The 16,456-nt window shown below is 67.3% G+C and carries 11 protein-coding genes; 6 read left to right on the plus strand and 5 right to left on the minus strand.

Annotated elements, in window-relative coordinates; all coding sequences use genetic code 11:
- Positions 1 to 107 precede the first annotated feature (107 nt).
- The 5 genes from G3M62_RS24830 to G3M62_RS24850 form a co-directional block, all read right to left on the minus strand.
- Positions 108 to 800: a TetR/AcrR family transcriptional regulator gene (locus G3M62_RS24830; RefSeq protein WP_165191487.1), complete on the minus strand. Its 693-nt coding sequence runs from the start codon at positions 798 to 800 to the stop codon at positions 108 to 110.
- A 307-nt stretch (positions 801 to 1,107) separates the two neighbouring features.
- Positions 1,108 to 2,199, minus strand: a complete 1,092-nt coding sequence (locus tag G3M62_RS24835; protein ID WP_165191488.1) for an aromatic ring-hydroxylating dioxygenase subunit alpha — start codon at positions 2,197 to 2,199, stop codon at positions 1,108 to 1,110.
- 762 nt (positions 2,200 to 2,961) lie between these two features.
- Complete coding sequence (locus G3M62_RS24840; RefSeq protein ID WP_165191489.1) at positions 2,962 to 5,190, minus strand: TonB-dependent receptor; 2,229 nt, start codon at positions 5,188 to 5,190, stop codon at positions 2,962 to 2,964.
- Between the two features lie 366 nt (positions 5,191 to 5,556).
- A complete protein-coding gene (locus G3M62_RS24845) occupies positions 5,557 to 6,150 on the minus strand; it encodes a hypothetical protein (RefSeq protein ID WP_165191490.1) in 594 nt (197 codons plus the stop codon).
- Positions 6,147 to 9,719, minus strand: a complete 3,573-nt coding sequence (locus G3M62_RS24850; RefSeq protein ID WP_165191491.1) for an indolepyruvate ferredoxin oxidoreductase family protein — start codon at positions 9,717 to 9,719, stop codon at positions 6,147 to 6,149. The genes G3M62_RS24845 and G3M62_RS24850 overlap by 4 nt, the downstream gene beginning before the upstream one ends.
- 21 nt (positions 9,720 to 9,740) lie before the next feature.
- On the opposite strand from G3M62_RS24850, the gene G3M62_RS24855 reads away from it, so the two are divergent.
- The 6 genes from G3M62_RS24855 (at position 9,741) to G3M62_RS24880 (ending at position 16,445) form a co-directional block, all read left to right on the plus strand.
- Complete coding sequence (locus G3M62_RS24855; RefSeq protein WP_165191774.1) at positions 9,741 to 10,214, plus strand: Lrp/AsnC family transcriptional regulator; 474 nt, start codon at positions 9,741 to 9,743, stop codon at positions 10,212 to 10,214.
- Between the two features lie 91 nt (positions 10,215 to 10,305).
- Complete coding sequence (locus G3M62_RS24860) at positions 10,306 to 11,487, plus strand: isovaleryl-CoA dehydrogenase (RefSeq protein ID WP_165191492.1); 1,182 nt, start codon at positions 10,306 to 10,308, stop codon at positions 11,485 to 11,487.
- 124 nt (positions 11,488 to 11,611) lie between these two features.
- Positions 11,612 to 13,222 carry a carboxyl transferase domain-containing protein gene (locus tag G3M62_RS24865; protein ID WP_165191493.1) on the plus strand — a complete coding sequence of 537 codons (1,611 nt, stop codon included), beginning with the start codon at positions 11,612 to 11,614 and terminating at the stop codon, positions 13,220 to 13,222.
- Positions 13,223 to 13,226: 4 nt separating this feature from the next.
- Complete coding sequence (locus G3M62_RS24870; RefSeq protein WP_165191494.1) at positions 13,227 to 15,101, plus strand: acetyl/propionyl/methylcrotonyl-CoA carboxylase subunit alpha; 1,875 nt, start codon at positions 13,227 to 13,229, stop codon at positions 15,099 to 15,101.
- Positions 15,102 to 15,105: 4 nt separating this feature from the next.
- On the plus strand, positions 15,106 to 15,558 hold the full coding sequence (locus tag G3M62_RS24875) for a MaoC family dehydratase (RefSeq protein ID WP_165191495.1): 453 nt from the start codon (positions 15,106 to 15,108) through the stop codon (positions 15,556 to 15,558).
- Positions 15,555 to 16,445, plus strand: coding sequence for an HpcH/HpaI aldolase/citrate lyase family protein (locus tag G3M62_RS24880; RefSeq protein ID WP_165191496.1), 891 nt, complete (start codon positions 15,555 to 15,557; stop codon positions 16,443 to 16,445). Before G3M62_RS24875 ends, G3M62_RS24880 begins: the two co-directional genes overlap by 4 nt.
- Positions 16,446 to 16,456 lie beyond the last annotated feature (11 nt).

Here is a 16,456-nt window from a genome sequence, read left to right on the forward strand (position 1 = left end):
AGATCCCCGGCCCGCCGATGCTCGAGGTCGGCGCCGCCGGCCGCTGGCGACAGATCGGGCCGTGCGTTCGCCTTCCGGCCCCGCGGGCTTGACGACCCTGCAGGGAGTCAGGCCGCCACGCCCCGGCGGCCTGGCGCGGAAAGGTGGGCCGCGGCGATGGGCAAGGCGGCCATTTTGGCGGCGTCCTCGGCGTCAAGGCCCAAGGCGATCAGCAAGGCTTGGACGGCGTCGAGGATCGCGCGCTCTTCATCACCGTCGGTCAATATGCGCCGGATGGTCATCACCTGAAGACCCAGGCCGATATCGATCGCGGTGTTCAAGGACTGGACCTTCAGGCGACCGGTGGACAGGGCCTCTTGGAACTGAAGCCGGATCTTGCTGCTCATCTCGCCGTTGAGCGAACCGACCAGCGGCATCGTCCGTAGCAGGATCCACCCGCGGGCGGGGTCGGCGGTCGCGAAATCGACGAACATCCGGAAGGCGATCGCGATCCGAACGACCGGATCGCGGATTTGTCGTTCGGCCTCGAGGATCAGGGTGTTGATGGCCGTGGCGATATCGTTGGCCACCGCCCTGAACAGGTCGTCGCGGGTCTCGAAGTGGTTATAGAAGGTGCCCCGCGCCACGCCGGCCTTGGCGATCACGTCGTCAATCGTCGGCGCTTCGGCGCCATGAACCGCGAACAGGGCGTAGGCCGCTTCCAGGAGCTTGTCGCGGGTGCGGGCGCGCCGCTCCTCGCCGATCTCGATCCTGCGCGCCATTTGCGCCGGGTTCAGGTTCGTGCTGCGGGTCTTGGCCAAGTCGCTACGTCTCCTGCGCTCATTTCCTACAGCAGAAGAGCGCCGATCCCATGCCGAAAACAGCGCGTTGGCCGCCACGGCCGACGTGATGTCTCTAAATCGGCTTACCGGCGCGTGCGGCGCAAGCCCGGCCGCCGGGTTCGCCTTGGGGGCCATCACGCCGGAGGGGGCGCGTCTGGCCCGATCGGCCGGCGCGTCGGCCGGCGGATGGACGTGCGGCCTTACCGATCAAGGCGGCGAAGGCGGCGACCGTACGGACCCTTGGGCCCATCGCGGTCGCCGCCGCCCGCCGCCGAGCGCGGCGGGATCAGGCCACGGGCTCGGCGCTTCGCCGGGCCGACGACGTTTCGTCGGAGGCCGAGGCTTCGGCCTGTTCGGCCGTAATCCTCTTGTCCAGGGCGCGACGCAGCTGGACGGCGCCGACGTCGGCCTGCATCAAGGCCGGCCGCAACGACCAGAAATCCTGGCCGTCCATCATCTCCTGGACGCCATGCAAGATGACTTCGTCCTCATTGATGAAGGCATGCTCGGTGCCGATGCGGATGTTGGCGTCGAGCTCGGGATTGTTGAGATCGAAGGTGCGGCTGATCGCCCAGAAATAGTGGGTGGTCGTCTCTGTCTCAGGCGTCAAAAGGTGGGCGTTCTTGGTTTCCAGCCCTTCCTCGCGCGGCCGTCCGTGCGGCGCCACGCCGGTATTGTTGCGCACGAAGGCCGGCGCTTTCCATCCGCTCTCGACCCAGTGATCGAAGTCGCCTTCGATGGGCCCGCGATTGGCCTGCCACATCATCTGGAAGATGGCCGGCGTCTCGCCGGCCTCACCCAATCGGTTAGCCCAGATCGTGCCGTCGGACTCCCTGACGAGCTGGGTCGTGGCGCGACGCACCATGTCGCAGGCCAGGGTGGTGTTGTGCACCATGTGCAAATGCGCCTGATCCATCAGGTTGTCGGTGATCAGCCGGTAGTTGGCGCGGACATGGATCAGCCCGGTCACGGCGTGATAGGCAGGATCGTCCAGGAACTCGAAGTCCGGGATCATGGCGAGGTCGATCTTGGCCGGATCGCCCATCCAGATCCAGGCCGCGCCCAATCGCTCTTCGACAGGATAGGTCTTCAGCCGCGCATTGACCGGCACCGCGCCGTCGCCGTCCGGATTGTAGACGCACTGGCCGGACGCGTCGAACCGCAGGCCATGGTAGGGGCATTCGATCGCCCCGTCGACGACCCGGCCCATGTTCAACGGAGCGAACCGGTGGGGGCAGACATTGGTGGTGGCGACGAGTTCGCCGGCCCCGTCCCGGTACAGCAGAACCTGCTCGCCCAGGATTTTTCGCGTCAGAAGATTGTCGCTGACCTCGTTGGACCAAGCCGCGACGTACCAGGCATTGCGCAAGAAGGCCATTTGTCCGCTCCCGTGTTTTGTTCGTTGGCGTGATCTTGCTCGATTTGGACAATATCGTCAAATCGAAATAGGAAGCCGACCTCTGATCGGTGACGCGCGGCCTGCTGGTCTCGGCGTCGCCGGCGCCAGAAGATCACGGGCGCGTTCGCCGACGAGCGCCGTCAACCTGTCGACAGGCGACGTCACGACGCCAGGACGACAGTGTCTGGTGATGAACCTTTCGTCCCGGGATCGGGGCCGGCGTCCGTCATGGCGGATCATTGCTTCACGGCGTCGCGACCGCCCGGCTGGACCGGTTGCGATCCGCCCTCGCTTCAAGGGGCGTCTCCCCTTCCCCGCCGGTTTGGCGGCATTCTCGCGTCGTTCTCGCACGGCCTCGTCGCGCCGCTGACGGCGAACCGGCGCGGGCCTCTCCGACGTCGCCGGGCCTGGGCGGTCCGTCTCAAAGGTCTTGGGATCTGGCGATCCGAGCGCTCATCCGCGGAGGGCGCGTCGGCCAGGCTTGCGCGGGTTCAGCCTCGTCCCCTGCGCGGCGACGCCGCCGCAATCCGCCAGCGGCGTCCTGAACGGAGCCTTCGGCGACGAGGATGCAGGACGTGAGGCCAAGACGTTCCGCTTACGGCCAAACCGTGGCGCGGCCGCCAAAGCGCCGGCCGCGGGCGAACGCGGGCCGCTTTGGTGCAAAAGTCCGGCTGTGGAACAAAGGCGGCGGCTCTCGGGATCCCGTGGACGTTTCAGCCCACGGGATCCCGATCGCGCGGGCTAGAACTTGCCCGTCAGCGACAGCGAATAGGTGCGGCCGCGAGCGAAGATCAGATTCGCCGGCTGGCCGAGCGCGTCAGCCGTCGCCTTCGGGATGGCGAGCGATTCCGAAGCGGAGGTCAGGGGGCGCTTGTTGAAGAGATTGAGGATTTGCAGATTGATGGCGTAGGTGTCGGTCAGGTCCAATCCGCCCCGGATGTCGAAGAAGGTGGTCTCCGGAAGCTTGTAGAAGCGGTTGCCGGTGTCGCCGGGGAAGGTGGTGTTGGAGGAGCTGCGGTAGCGCAGGCTCGCGCCGACATTGGCTTCACGCCCGCCGAAGGCCGGGAAATAGTAATCGGCGCGCAGGCCCGAGGTCCATTTGGAGCTGTAAGGAAGGGTGTCGCCCACGGCCGCGCCGCCCTGCGCGCCCGGCTTCAGGGCGGTCATCTCCGCGTCCGAATAGGCGGCGTTCGCAGAAATGGTCAGCCCGTGAACGGGGGCGTAGGTGAGTTCGCCCTCCAGGCCCTGCGATCGAGCATCGCCGGCGTTGCCGGTGATCGTGCGGGTGCCGTCGAAGAAGTTCAACTGAATGTTGGTCCAGTCGATGTAGTAGGCGGCCAAGGTGGCGCGCAGCCGCCCGTCCAGGGCGTCGCTCTTGATCCCGACCTCGTAGTTCCAGGTCGTGTCGGGCGAGAAGGATGTGCCCACCGCGTTCGGCCCGCCGGGGCGATAGCCGCGGGCGGCCCGGGCGTACAGCATCGAATTGGGCTGGAAGCGCCAGCGGGCGTTGAACGATTGGGTCCAGACATTGTCCGACGACTCGGCGGTCGCGAACGGCGTCGTCACGCCCAGCAGCACCAGATAGCCGGACGCATGGCGCGTGAGGTGCTGATCATTGCGGCTGTAGCGAACGCCCGCGCCGATGTCGAAGGTCGGGGTCACGTAATAGGTGCCGTTGGCGAAGGCGGCGTATTCGATATAGCGGCTTTCGAGATCAGCGGTTTGATAGTTGGCCAGCAAGGCGACGGTCGGCGCCAGCGCCGGGGGCGGCGTCGCGCCGTACATGTAGGTCGACCGGATGGCCGAGTGATAGGTGCTTTCCTCACGGTCGAAGAACAGGCCGCCGAGCCATTCGAACTTCTCGCCGTTCGGCGAGGCCAAGCGCAGTTCCTGGGTGAACTTCCGGGTTTGCGGATTGATCGGCGCCGAAAACTGCAGGAGCGGCCCCAGCACGGGGCCCAGCGCGGGCTGGAACACCGTGGTCCCGTCGGATTGGGCCACGACCTTGAAGCGCGAATAGCTGGTCGTCGACGACGCGGTGATGTTGTTGGGCAGCGTGTATTGGACGTTGGCCTGCAGGACCGAGTACAGCGACCGTGAGTAGCTGTCGCTGTAAACATAGCCGGCGTCTTTGCCGTAGGTCGGCTGCAAGGTCTTGGCGTTGCCGTTCACCGTGCCGGTCTCGGGAGAGTCGCTCTGGGCATAGATGCCCGCCAGCTTGATCCGCAGATTGTCGGTCGGCTGCAGCAGCAGGGCGATCCGGCCGCCCTTGCGGGCGTTGTCGTTCAGGCCGCTTTCACCGGTGCGGATATTGGTGAAGTCGCCGTTGTTCTTGGTGTAATAACCGCTGACGCGCAGCGCCGCCTTGTCCGTGACCAACGGCACGTTCGCGCCGGCGCGGACGGTGTAGTTCGACGCGCCGGTGTCGGCGACCTGGCCGTAGTCCAGCCGGACGTGGCCGCTGAAGTCGGTCGTGCTCGGGTCCTTGGTGGTGTATTTGACAAGTCCGGCCAGGGTGCTGGCGCCGTACAAGGTGCCTTGCGGGCCGCGCAGAACCTCGACCTGATTGAGGTCGAACGGATCGATGTCCGGGCTGAACAGCGCGCCAAGCGCAAAGCCGCTGGCCGCGCCGAACGGCGCGTCATCGACATAGACCCCGACCGACGGGCTGATGTCGTTGGGCCCGGTGGACAGGCCGCGGATGGTGACGCGATTGCCGTCGCCGCCGTTGTTCTGGACGGTGAGGCCCGGAACATAGGCGGCGAAATCGCCGATGCTGTTGGCCTGGAGCCGTTCGAGCAGCTGATCGTTGACGGCGGTGATGGAGGCCGGAACGGTCTGGATCTTTTCAGCTCGCTTGTTGGCCGTGACGATGATCTCCTCGAGATAGGTCGATGAGGCCGCCCCGGCGTCCTGCGCGAACGCGGGCGCGGCGAGCAACGCGATCCCCGCGCTGGTCGATAAAAGCATGAGCGTCCGAGCGCTCTTTTTCGAGAAATGGTTGATCATTGTCCGGCTCCCCATCGGCGTTTCGCCTTGTTGAAGGCTGCGAAAATCACGTTCGCGCCTTGGCGTTCTTGACGCTGTCATACACCTCTGCATTCGTCAATGCAGGTCTGTATCGCGCGGAGACGGCGGCTCGGCATGCTCAAAAAATGGATGATGTCTGCCTAAAGTCCGGCGAAAGTCCTTATTTGTAAGTGTTTTCGCGGATCAGCCGGCGCCCGAATTCGTCCTCGGCTGCAACAGACAGATATGTATGTTTCTCCCGTAATACGATCGAGCCTGGTCGGCCGACCCGGCGCGCGGCGACGTCTGGAATCCTCGCGGCGCGGATCAAGAGGGTTGGAGGGCGCGAAGAGACGACGCGTCCGCGAGCTGCCGGTCGATCTGTCCTGCGGCCTGGTTGCGCAGTCGGGTCGACATCGCGTCCGTCAGGCGCGCGTGCGCGACGATGAGCAGGTCGCCGGTCCGCAACGCATGGTGCTGGTCATAGGCCCTGATCCGGTCCGAAAGGGAGGATCCGCCAGGCTGGGGGGCCAGAGGAGGCCCGGCCGCGCCGAACTCGTCGGCGGTGACCAGGACCGGTCCCAGAGTCAGGCGGCCGCCACGATCCAAGGCGGCGGCGACATAGCCCAGAACGCAGCGGAAGGGCCTGTCGGCTCCCAACGGCGCCGCGCCGATCACCGCGGCCAGGAGGCCTTGGCCTTCGAGATCGGGGTCATGAAACGAGCGCCTGAAATGTCGGCCGATGGAAAGCGGCGCGGTCGGCTTCTCAGGCTCGACCCGGCCGTTCAGCGGTAACGCCGCGCGGCCTTCGCCGTAGGCGACGCGAGGGGCCCACGCCGGCAGCGTGCCGGCTAGATGGCGTACGGCGCCATCCTCCAGAAGGCCCCAATCGGTTGGGCCGCCGGGATGCACAAACCTCATGGCTGCAGTTCCCGAGCGGCTTGGGCGGCGGCGCGGACGGGCGCGGGGCGGGGGGCCGTCGGCCGTGTCGCGAGATCCCGCAGCTCGGGCAACCTGGCCTGATAGGCGACGAGCGCGCGATGCCTGACATGGCCAAACCCGCGCAACATCTGGGGAAGCGTCGCGAGCTCCAGCATCCGATCGAAGTTCTCGGCGGTCAGATGGGAGGAGACGACCGCGAGGATTGCGAAGAACTCGTCACGGACAAACCTTTCGGACCGCCGTTCCTGGGTCCAACCCATTGGGTCGAACCAGCGGCCACGCAGCCGCTTGAACCGCGCCAGCACGGGCATGGTCTTCAACATCCAGGGACCAAACTCTCGCGTACGCGCATGACCCGTCGACGGATCGATCCGGCTGAACAGAGGGGGAGCCAGGTTGAGGCTAAGCTTGGCCTTGCCGCCGAAATTGGCCTCGATGGCCTGCATGAACGCCGGCTCGCTATAAAGGCGCGCCACCTCATACTCGTCTTTATAGGCCATCAGCTTGTAGAGGGAGCGCGCGGCGGCCAGCGTCACCGCCGTTGATCCCGGGCGAACCTGGGATTCGGCCGTGCGAACCGCTTCGACGGCGACGGCGAAGCGTTCGGCGTAGGCCCTGTCCTGATAGGCGACGAGGTCTTCGAACCGGCGGGCGATCACGTCCTCCAGGCGCGCCGAGGGCTGGGGCGCGGAAGGCGCGAGCGCTTCGAAAACCTCGGGCCGGACCGCCGCCAGGCGGCCTAGCGCCAGGGCCTTCTTGTTCAACGCGGTCGCCGCGCCGTTTAGATCGATCGCTTGGTGAAGGGCGTCCAGCGTGATCGGGACCAGACCCCTCTGCCAAGCCAGACCCAAGAGCGTCATGTTGCCGAAGATCGCGTCGCCAAGTTGGTCGGCGGCCAGTCGGCTGGCGTCGACGGCGCTCCAGCTGCGGGCCCGGGCCTGCAGGCTCGCGGTCATGCCCTGTTCGTCATAGACGAGATCGGGCCGCGTGGTGAACTCGGCCGTCGGCGCCAGCGCGGTGTTCATCACCACGGCCGTCCGCGCCTTGCCGACCAGGGCCGCGACATTGCCGCCGTGGGCGACCACCATGTCGTTGGCGATCAGCAGGTCGGCCTGGGACGGACCAATGCGCGGCCCGGCGATATCCTCGACCGAACGCGCCAAGCGCAGGTGGACGAAGACCCCGCCGCCCTTCTGCGCCATGCCAAGCATGTCGACGGACTTGGCGGCGGAGCCTTGAAGATGGGCGGCCATGGACAGGATGCCCGACAGGGAGGTCACCCCCTGTCCGCCGACGCCGGCCAACACCAGATTATAGGGCGAAGCGTCCAGCTGGGGGATCGTCGGCATGGCGAGATCGCCGACCGCGGCGTCCAGGTCCCGTACGTTGCGGCGTTTCTCCGGCTCGCGGATCGTCACAAAGCTGGGACAAAAGCCCTTCAGGCAGGACAGGTCGCTGTTGCACGACGACTGCTCGATCTGACGCTTGCGGCCAAATTCGGTGGCGAGGGGCTCGATGGAGATGCAGTTGGATTGAGCCGAACAGTCACCGCACCCTTCGCAGACCCGAGGATTGATGAACATCTTCACCCCGGGGTCGGGCGCCAGGCCGCGCTTGCGGCGCCGGCGAAGTTCTGTGGCGCAGGTCTGATCGTAGATGATCGCGGTGACGCCTGGACGGTCCCGCAGGTCGCGCTGGACCACGTCGAGCGCATCACGATGATGGAGCGCGATGTCGGCGGCGAAGTCGCCGGTCTGGCGGGTTCTTTCGACATCATCGCTGACGACGACGATCGTGCGCACGCCCTCGGCGGCCAGTTGTCGCGCGATGATCGGCGCCGTCAGAACGCCGTCGACCGCCTGGCCGCCGGTCATGGCCACCGCGTCGTTGAAGAGGATCTTGTAGGTGATGTTGACTTGCGCGGCGACCGCTTGGCGGATCGCCAGGATGCCCGAGTGAAAATAGGTGCCGTCGCCCAAGTTGACGAAGACGTGGGTCTCGTCGGTGAACGGCGCTTGGCCGACCCATGAGACCCCCTCCCCGCCCATCTGGGTGAAGGTGGAGGTGCTGCGCGGCATGGTCTGCACCATGTAGTGACAGCCGATGCCCGCCAAGGCCCGGCTGCCGGCCGGCACGACGGTCGAGGTGTTGTGGGGGCAGCCCGAGCAGAAGAAGGGCTTGCGCTCGTGAAGGTTCGGCGCGACGGGCGCTTGAGCCCGCAGCCCATCGATGTGAGCGCGCATGGCGGGGGTGCGTTTGTGCTCGGGCAGTCGCGCGTAGATCACCTGGGCGAGGTGTGCGGCGTCCAGTTCGCCGACCTCCCTGACCAGGGGCTGGCCCAGTTCGTCGCGCTTGCCGACGATGACGGGCCGGGTGGCCAGCCCATAACAGATCTGCTTGAGCTGGCTCTCCACCAGATCGCGCCGCTCTTCGATGACAAGCACTTCGCGCAGCCCCTGGGCGAAGGCTCGCGCGCCTTCCGGCTCCAGCGGCCAGACCAGGCCGGGCTTGTAGATCCGCAATCCCAGTTGGGCCGCCAGGCGCTCGTCGACCCCCAGGTCGGCGAGCGCCTGGCGCACGTGGGCGTAGGCCTTGCCGGCGGCCAGGACGCCCAGCTCGGCGTTGGGGGCGTCGACGATCGTCTTGTCGAAGCCGTTGGCGCGAACGAAGGCCAAGGCCGCGGGCAGACGAAACTGCCGGTGGCGGATCTCCTGGGCGAGCGGCGTATCGGGAATCCGTATGTGCAGCCCATCAGGGGCGAGCAGATCAAGGCTCGGGGCGACGGTGCGATAAAACCTCGGGTCGACCTCGATCGAGGCCGCCGAATCCATGATGTCCGCCACCGTGGTCATCGCCGTCCAAAGGCCGGCGAACCGCGAGACCGCGAAGGCCTTGACCCCAAAGCTCAGGACCTCCTCGACGCTCGCCGGCGCGAACACCGGGATCTCAGCGTCGACGAAATTGTACTCGCTCTGCGCGGCCAGGGAGGAGGATTTCGCCCCGTGATCGTCGCCGGCGATGGCGACCACGCCGCCGTTTGGCGCCACGCCGGCGAAATTGGCGTGCTTGAAGACGTCGCCGGTGCGGTCGACGCCGGGCGCCTTGCCGTACCAGATCCCAAAGACGCCGTCGTAGCGCGCGCCGGGATAGAGCCCGACCTGCTGGGCGCCCCAGACGGCCGTGGCCCCCAGATCCTCGTTGACGGCGGGCCGCACGACGATGTGGTGCGCGTCCAGTCGCGTCTTGGCGGCCGCCAGTTGCGAGTCATAGGTCCCCAGCGGCGATCCGCGATAGCCCGAGATGAAGCCGGCGGTGTTGAGGCCGGCGGCTTGATCGAGCTGCCGTCGCACGATCGGCAGGCGCACCAGGGCTTGAACGCCGGTCAGAATGATCTGTCCGCGCTCCAGATCGTACTTGCTGTTGAGATCGATCGTCGCCGAACCGGCCATGGATGCTCCCCTTTGCGCAGAGGCTAAGGGAGCGGCGGGGCGCGGGTTATTTGTTGTTGCGAAAATAGGTCTTGGGATTAGATTATTTAATTCGGCCATTCAGGGGATTTCGAAATGGCAATTCAACCCGATCTGGATGATATCGATCTTAGGATCCTGGATGTGCTGCAAAAGAGCCCGCCCATGTCGAGCGCCGAGCTCGCCGACCGCGTGGGGCTGTCTCAATCGCCCTGCTGGCGGCGGCTCACCCGCCTCAAGGAGGCCGGATACATCCTGGATCAGGTCACCCGGCTAAACCCGGAGAAGCTCGGGTTTCGCACGATGGTTTTCGCGAATGTGAAGCTCTCAGCGCATGGTAGGGCCAATCTGGCGGAGTTCACCGAGGCTGTGGGTCGCCTGCCCGAAGTCCTTGAATGCCATCCGACGATGGGTCCGTTCGACTTTCTCCTTCGCGTCGTCACGGGCGACGTGGAGGACTACCGGCAATTTGTGTTCGGCAAGCTTCTCACCCTGCCCACGGTGCAGGAAATCAACTCGACCATGTCGATGGGCGCTGAGAAGTCGACCACGGTTCTGCCAATTCGCGCGCGCTGAGGGGCGGGCCTTGAGGCGAATTGTTTAATTCAAAATACGATCAAATTGACGTTTGCCGTTTCTGTATAGATGGGAGACCAATCATGCCCTTGTGAGGTCGCCGTTTCGAGGCGGCCCTCGGTGGGGAGAATGGGCTTTGTCCCTAGATTTTTCTTTGGGCGAGACGGCCGACGCGATCCGTGACGCCACCGCCCGCTTCGCGGCCGACCGCATCGCGCCGATCGCCGCGCAGATCGACGCCACCAACGTTTTCCCGCGCGAACTTTGGGTCCCCATGGGCGACCTGGGCCTGCACGGCATCACCGTCGAGGAGGAGTTCGGCGGCCTGGGCCTGGGCTATCTCGAACACGTGATCGCCATGGAGGAGATCAGCCGCGCCTCGGCCTCGGTGGGCCTCAGCTACGGCGCTCACTCCAACCTGTGCGTCAACCAGATCCGCCGTTGGGCCACGCCGGAGCAGAAGCAGCGCTATCTGCCCAAGCTGATCAGCGGCGAGCACGTCGGTTCGCTGGCCATGAGCGAGGCCGGGTCGGGCTCGGACGTGGTGTCGATGAAGTTGAAGGCCGAGCAGGTCGGCGACCGCTACGTGCTGAACGGCGCCAAGTTCTGGATCACCAACGCGCCGCACGCCGACACCCTGGTGGTGTACGCCAAGACGGACGAACGCCGGATCACGGCCTTCCTGATCGAGAAAGGCATGAAGGGCTTCAGCGTCAGCAAGAAGCTCGACAAGTTCGGCATGCGCGGTTCGGACACCGCCGAGTTGGTGTTCGAGGACTGCGAAGTTCCGGAAGAGAACGTCATGGGTCCGGTGGGCGGCGGGGTCGGGGTGCTGATGAGCGGCCTCGACTATGAGCGCGCCGTGCTGTCGGCTGGCCCGCTGGGCATCATGCAGGCCTGTCTCGATGTCGTCCTGCCCTATGTCCGCGATCGCAAGCAGTTCGGCCAGGCCATCGGCTCGTTCCAGCTGATGCAGGGCAAGATCGCCGACATGTACGTCGCTCTGAACTCGGCCCGAGCCTACGTCTACGCCGTGGCCCGCGCTTGCGACGCCGGCAAGACCACGCGGTTCGACGCGGCGGGCGCGATCCTGATGGCCTCGGAGAACGCGGTGCGGGTGTCGTTGGAAGCCATCCAGGCCCTGGGCGGGGCGGGCTACACCAAGGAATGGCCGGTCGAGCGCCTGATGCGCGACGCCAAGCTCTACGACATCGGCGCGGGCACCAACGAGATCCGCCGTTTCCTGATCGGGCGTGAGCTGGTGGGGGCTTGAGGCCGATCTTCCGCTTCGTCCCGCCCGCTGTCCTTGGCGAAACTCTCCGCTCCTGCCTCCCCGGCGCGGAGTCCCTGCCGGCCGAGGCGTTTGCGCCTCGGCCGGCTCTCTTCTGAGCGATTCCATGGTCAAACTGACATCGCAGCTGCGCGCCGACGGCGACGCCTGGCGCGCCAACGCCGCGCACAACCAGGTCCTGGTCGAGACCCTGCGCGACAAGATCGCCAAGGCCGCCCTGGGCGGCCCGGAGAGCTCCCGCCAGCGCCACGCCGCGCGCGGCAAGCTGCTGCCCCGCGAGCGGGTCGAGCGCCTGCTGGATCCCGGCTCGCCGTTCCTGGAGATCGGCGCCCTGGCCGCCGACGGCCTGTACGGCGACGAGGCGCCCGGCGCCGGCCTGATCTGCGGCGTGGGCCGCGTTTCGGGGCGCGAGGTGATGATCGTCTGCAACGACCCGACCGTGAAGGGCGGCGCGTATTTCCCGATGACGGTGAAGAAGCATCTGCGCGCCCAGGAGATCGCCGAGCAGAACCATCTGCCGTGCGTCTATCTGGTCGACAGCGGCGGCGCGAACCTTCCGCACCAGGCCGAGGTGTTTCCCGACCGTGACCACTTCGGCCGGATCTTCTTCAACCAGGCGCGGATGAGCGCCCTGGGCATCGCCCAGATCGCCTGCGTCATGGGCTCGTGCACGGCCGGCGGCGCCTACGTCCCGGCCATGAGCGACGAGTCGATCATCGTCCAGAACCAGGGCACGATCTTCCTGGGCGGCCCGCCGCTGGTGAAGGCCGCGACCGGCGAGATCATCTCGGCCGAGGAACTGGGCGGCGCCGACACCCACGGCCGCAGGTCCGGGGTGGTCGACCACGTGGCCGCCAACGACGAGCACGCCCTGCAGATCGTCCGCGACATCGTCGCGGGCCTCAACCGCAACAAGCGCATCGACCTGGAACTGGCCGAGCCGGTCCCGCCGGCCCTCGATCCGCAGGAACTGTACGGCGTCGTGCCGACCGACGTGCGCGCGCCCTACGATGTGCGCGAGGTGATCGCCCGCATCGTCGACGGTTCGGACTTCCAGGAGTTCAAGGCGCTGTACGGCACGACCCTGGTCTGCGGCTTCGCCCGCATCTGGGGCATGCCGGTGGCCATCCTGGCCAACAACGGCGTGCTATTTTCCGAGAGCGCCCTGAAGGGCGCGCACTTCATCGAGCTGGCCTGCCAGCGCAAGATCCCGCTGGTGTTCCTGCAGAACATCTCGGGCTTCATGGTCGGCGGCAAGTACGAGGCCGGCGGCATCGCCAAGGACGGCGCCAAGCTGGTCACGGCCGTCGCCACCGCCAACGTGCCCAAGTTCACCGTGCTGATCGGCGGCTCGTTCGGGGCCGGCAACTACGGCATGTGCGGCCGAGCCTACAGCCCGCGCTTCCTGTTCTCCTGGCCCAATTCTCGGATCAGCGTGATGGGGGGTGAACAGGCCGCCAGCGTGCTCTCCACGATCAAGCGCGACGGCCTGGAAGCCAAGGGCGGGACCTGGTCCACCGAGGACGAGGACGCCTTCAAGGCCCCGATCCGCGCCCGCTACGAGGCCGAAGGCGACCCCTACTACGCCACCGCCCGGCTCTGGGACGACGGGGTGATCGACCCGGCCCAGACCCGCGACGTCCTTGGCCTGGCGATCAGCGCCAGCCTCAACGCCCCTGTCGTCGAAGCCCCGCGCTTCGGCGTGTTCCGGATGTAGCCCGATGATCGAAAGCGTCCTGATCGCCAACCGCGGCGAGATCGCCTGCCGGATCATCAAGACCGCCCGCCGCCTGGGCGTGCGGACGATCGCCGTCTACTCCGAGGCCGACGCCGAGGCGCCGCACGTGCGCCTGGCCGACGAGGCGGTGCTGCTGGGCCCGGCCCCGGCCCGCGAGAGCTATCTGGTCGCCGACAGGATCCTGGCCGCGGCCAAGGCGACCGGCGCGGCGGCCATCCACCCGGGCTACGGCTTCCTGTCGGAGAACGCCCAGTTCGCCCAAGCCGTGATCGACGCCGGCCTGGTCTGGGTCGGCCCACCGCCTTCGGCGATCCTGGCCATGGGCCTGAAGGACGCGGCCAAGACGCTGATGCAGAAGGCCGGCGTGCCGGTCACCCCCGGCTATCTGGGCGAGGACCAGGATCCCGAGCGGCTGCGCCGCGAGGCCGACGCCATCGGCTATCCGGTGCTGATCAAGGCCGTGGCCGGCGGCGGGGGCAAGGGCATGCGCAAGGTCGAGCGCGGCGAGGACTTCGACGCGGCCCTGACCTCGTGCCGCCGCGAAGCCGCCGCCAGCTTCGGCGACGATCGTGTGCTGATCGAGAAATACATCACCCGTCCGCGCCACATCGAGGTGCAGGTCTTCGCCGATCGCCACGGCCAGGTGGTGCACCTGTTCGAGCGCGACTGCTCGGTGCAGCGCCGTCACCAGAAGGTCATCGAGGAGGCTCCGGCTCCCGGCATGACGCAGGCGGCGCGAGCGGCGGTCACCGAAGCGGCGGTGCGCGCGGCCCGGGCCGTCAACTACGAGGGCGCCGGCACCATCGAGTTCATCGCCGACGGCTCCGAAGGGCTCCAGCCCGACCGGATCTGGTTCATGGAGATGAACACCCGCCTGCAGGTCGAGCATCCGGTCACCGAAAGGGTCACCGGCCAGGACCTGGTCGAATGGCAGCTGCGCGTGGCCTCGGGCGAGCCCCTGCCGCTGAAGCAGGACGAGATCACGCTCACCGGCTGGGCCATGGAGGCGCGGCTCTACGCCGAGTCCCCCGAGGCCGGTTTCCTGCCCTCGACCGGACCGCTACGCCGCTTCCGCCTGCCGGACGACGTGCGCATCGACACCGGCGTGGAGGAGGGCGGCGAGGTCACCCCGTTCTACGATCCGATGATCGCCAAGCTGATCGTCTCGGGCCCCACGCGCGAGGCCGCCGCCCGCCGCCTGGCCAAGGCCTGCCGCGCGGTCGAGGTCTATCCGGTCAAGACCAACGCCGGCTTCCTGGCCCGGGTGCTGGACCATCCGGACTTCCTGTCGGGCGCCGCCGACACCGGCTTCATCGAGCGCCATGCCGAGGCGCTGGTCCCGGCCGCCGCCGCGCCGCCCGCCGCCGCCCAGCAGGCCGCCGCGCGCCTGCGCGTGGCGCGGTCGGCGGGCGTCTCGGCCGATCCCTGGCGCGGGGCTGTCGGCTTCCGCATCGGCGGGCCGCGCCCGATCGTCGTGGCCCTGAAGGCCCGCGACGAGATCCTGCAGGTCACGATCGACGACCAGCCCGCGCCGGACGCCGTGCTGATCGACGACGCCTATGTCGCCTTCGTCGACGGCGAGGCCCACGGCTTCGGCGAGCCCCGGGTCAGCGGCGCGCTGGACGGCGGGGTGGCCGGCGGCGGGGTGCTGTCGCCCATGCCCGGCAAGGTCGTGGCCCTGCTGGTCGAAGCGGGGGCCTCCGTGGAACTTGGCCAGCCCCTGGTCACGGTCGAGGCCATGAAGATGGAGCACACCCTGACCGCGCCCGTGGCGGGCGTGGTGGCCGAGGCATTGGCGCGGGTCGGCGACCAGGTCACCGAGGGGCAACTGCTGGTGCGGCTTGAGAAGAAGGGCTAGGCGATTGGCTGGACGATATTTCGATGAGTGGGCCGTGGACGACACGGTGGTTCACGATTTGCGGCGCACGGTCACGCAGACCGACAACCTGCTGGTCACGACCCTCACCCACAACACCCAGCCCCTGCACCTGGACGCGGAGGCGGCCGAGGCCAGCGAGTTTGGCCAGATCCTGGTCAATGGGATCTACACCTTCGGGCTGATGATCGGCATTTCGGTGGGCGACACCACCTTGGGGACCTTGGTGGCCAATCTGGGCTATGACGCGGTCGTCATGCCCAAGCCGGTGTTCATCGGCGACACGTTGCGGGTCGAGACGACGGTCCTGGCGCTTCGGCCCAGCCGCTCGCGGCCGCAGGCTGGGGTGGTGGTGTTCGAACACCGTGCTCTCAATCAGCGTGACGAACTGGTGTGCCGTTGCACCCGCACGGCCATGTTGAAGCGGCGCGCCGCATGACCCCGCGTTCCTGGCTCTTCGTGCCCGGCGACAGCCCCGCCAAGATGGCCAAGGCTCTGTCCTCCGAGGCGGACGCCCTGATCCTGGATCTTGAGGACTCCGTGGCTCCCCCCGCCAAGATCGACGCCCGCGACCAGGTCGCCGGCTTTCTCCGATCCCAGGGCGCGCGGGCTGCGGGGCCCCAGCTGTGGGTTCGGATCAACCCCCTCAAGACGGGCCTGGCGGAGGGCGACTTGGCCTCGATCCTGGCGGAACGGCCCCATGGCGTCGTGCTGCCAAAGATCGACGGCGCCGAGGACCTTCTGGTCCTGGACGATCTGCTCAACCTCCTGGAACGCGATGTCGGAATGTTCGAGGATCGCACGGCCGTGCTGCCCATCGCGACCGAAACCCCGTTGTCGATCTTCAACCTTCACACCTACGGCGCATCCACCGCCAGACTGGCGGGCCTGACCTGGGGCGCGGAGGACTTGGCCGCGGCGATCGGCGCGGTCAGCGCCCGCGCCGAGAACGGGGCTTATACCCCGCTCTATGATTTGGCCCGCAGCCTCTGCCTGGCTGGGGCCGCCCACGCCCAGGTCCCGGCCGTCGAAACAGTCTATCCCGATTTTCGAGATCTGGACGGCCTGGGCGCCTATCTCGCGCGCGGCCGCCGGGACGGCTTCGTCGGCATGATGGCGATCCACCCGTCTCAGGTGGGGCCGATCAACGCCGCGTTCACGCCGACCGAGGTCGAGCTGGCGCGCGCCGAACGGATCGTCGCGCTTTTCGAAGCCAATCCCGGCGTGGGCGCGCTCGCCCTCGACGGCCAGATGCTGGATGCGCCTCACCTGCTGCAAGCTCGGCGGGTTCTGGCTCGCCGACGACGATATACGGCGTCCGCCTAGGCGCGGATGGT

It is taken from the genome of Caulobacter soli (genome assembly GCF_011045195.1).
Lineage (GTDB): Bacteria > Pseudomonadota > Alphaproteobacteria > Caulobacterales > Caulobacteraceae > Caulobacter > Caulobacter soli.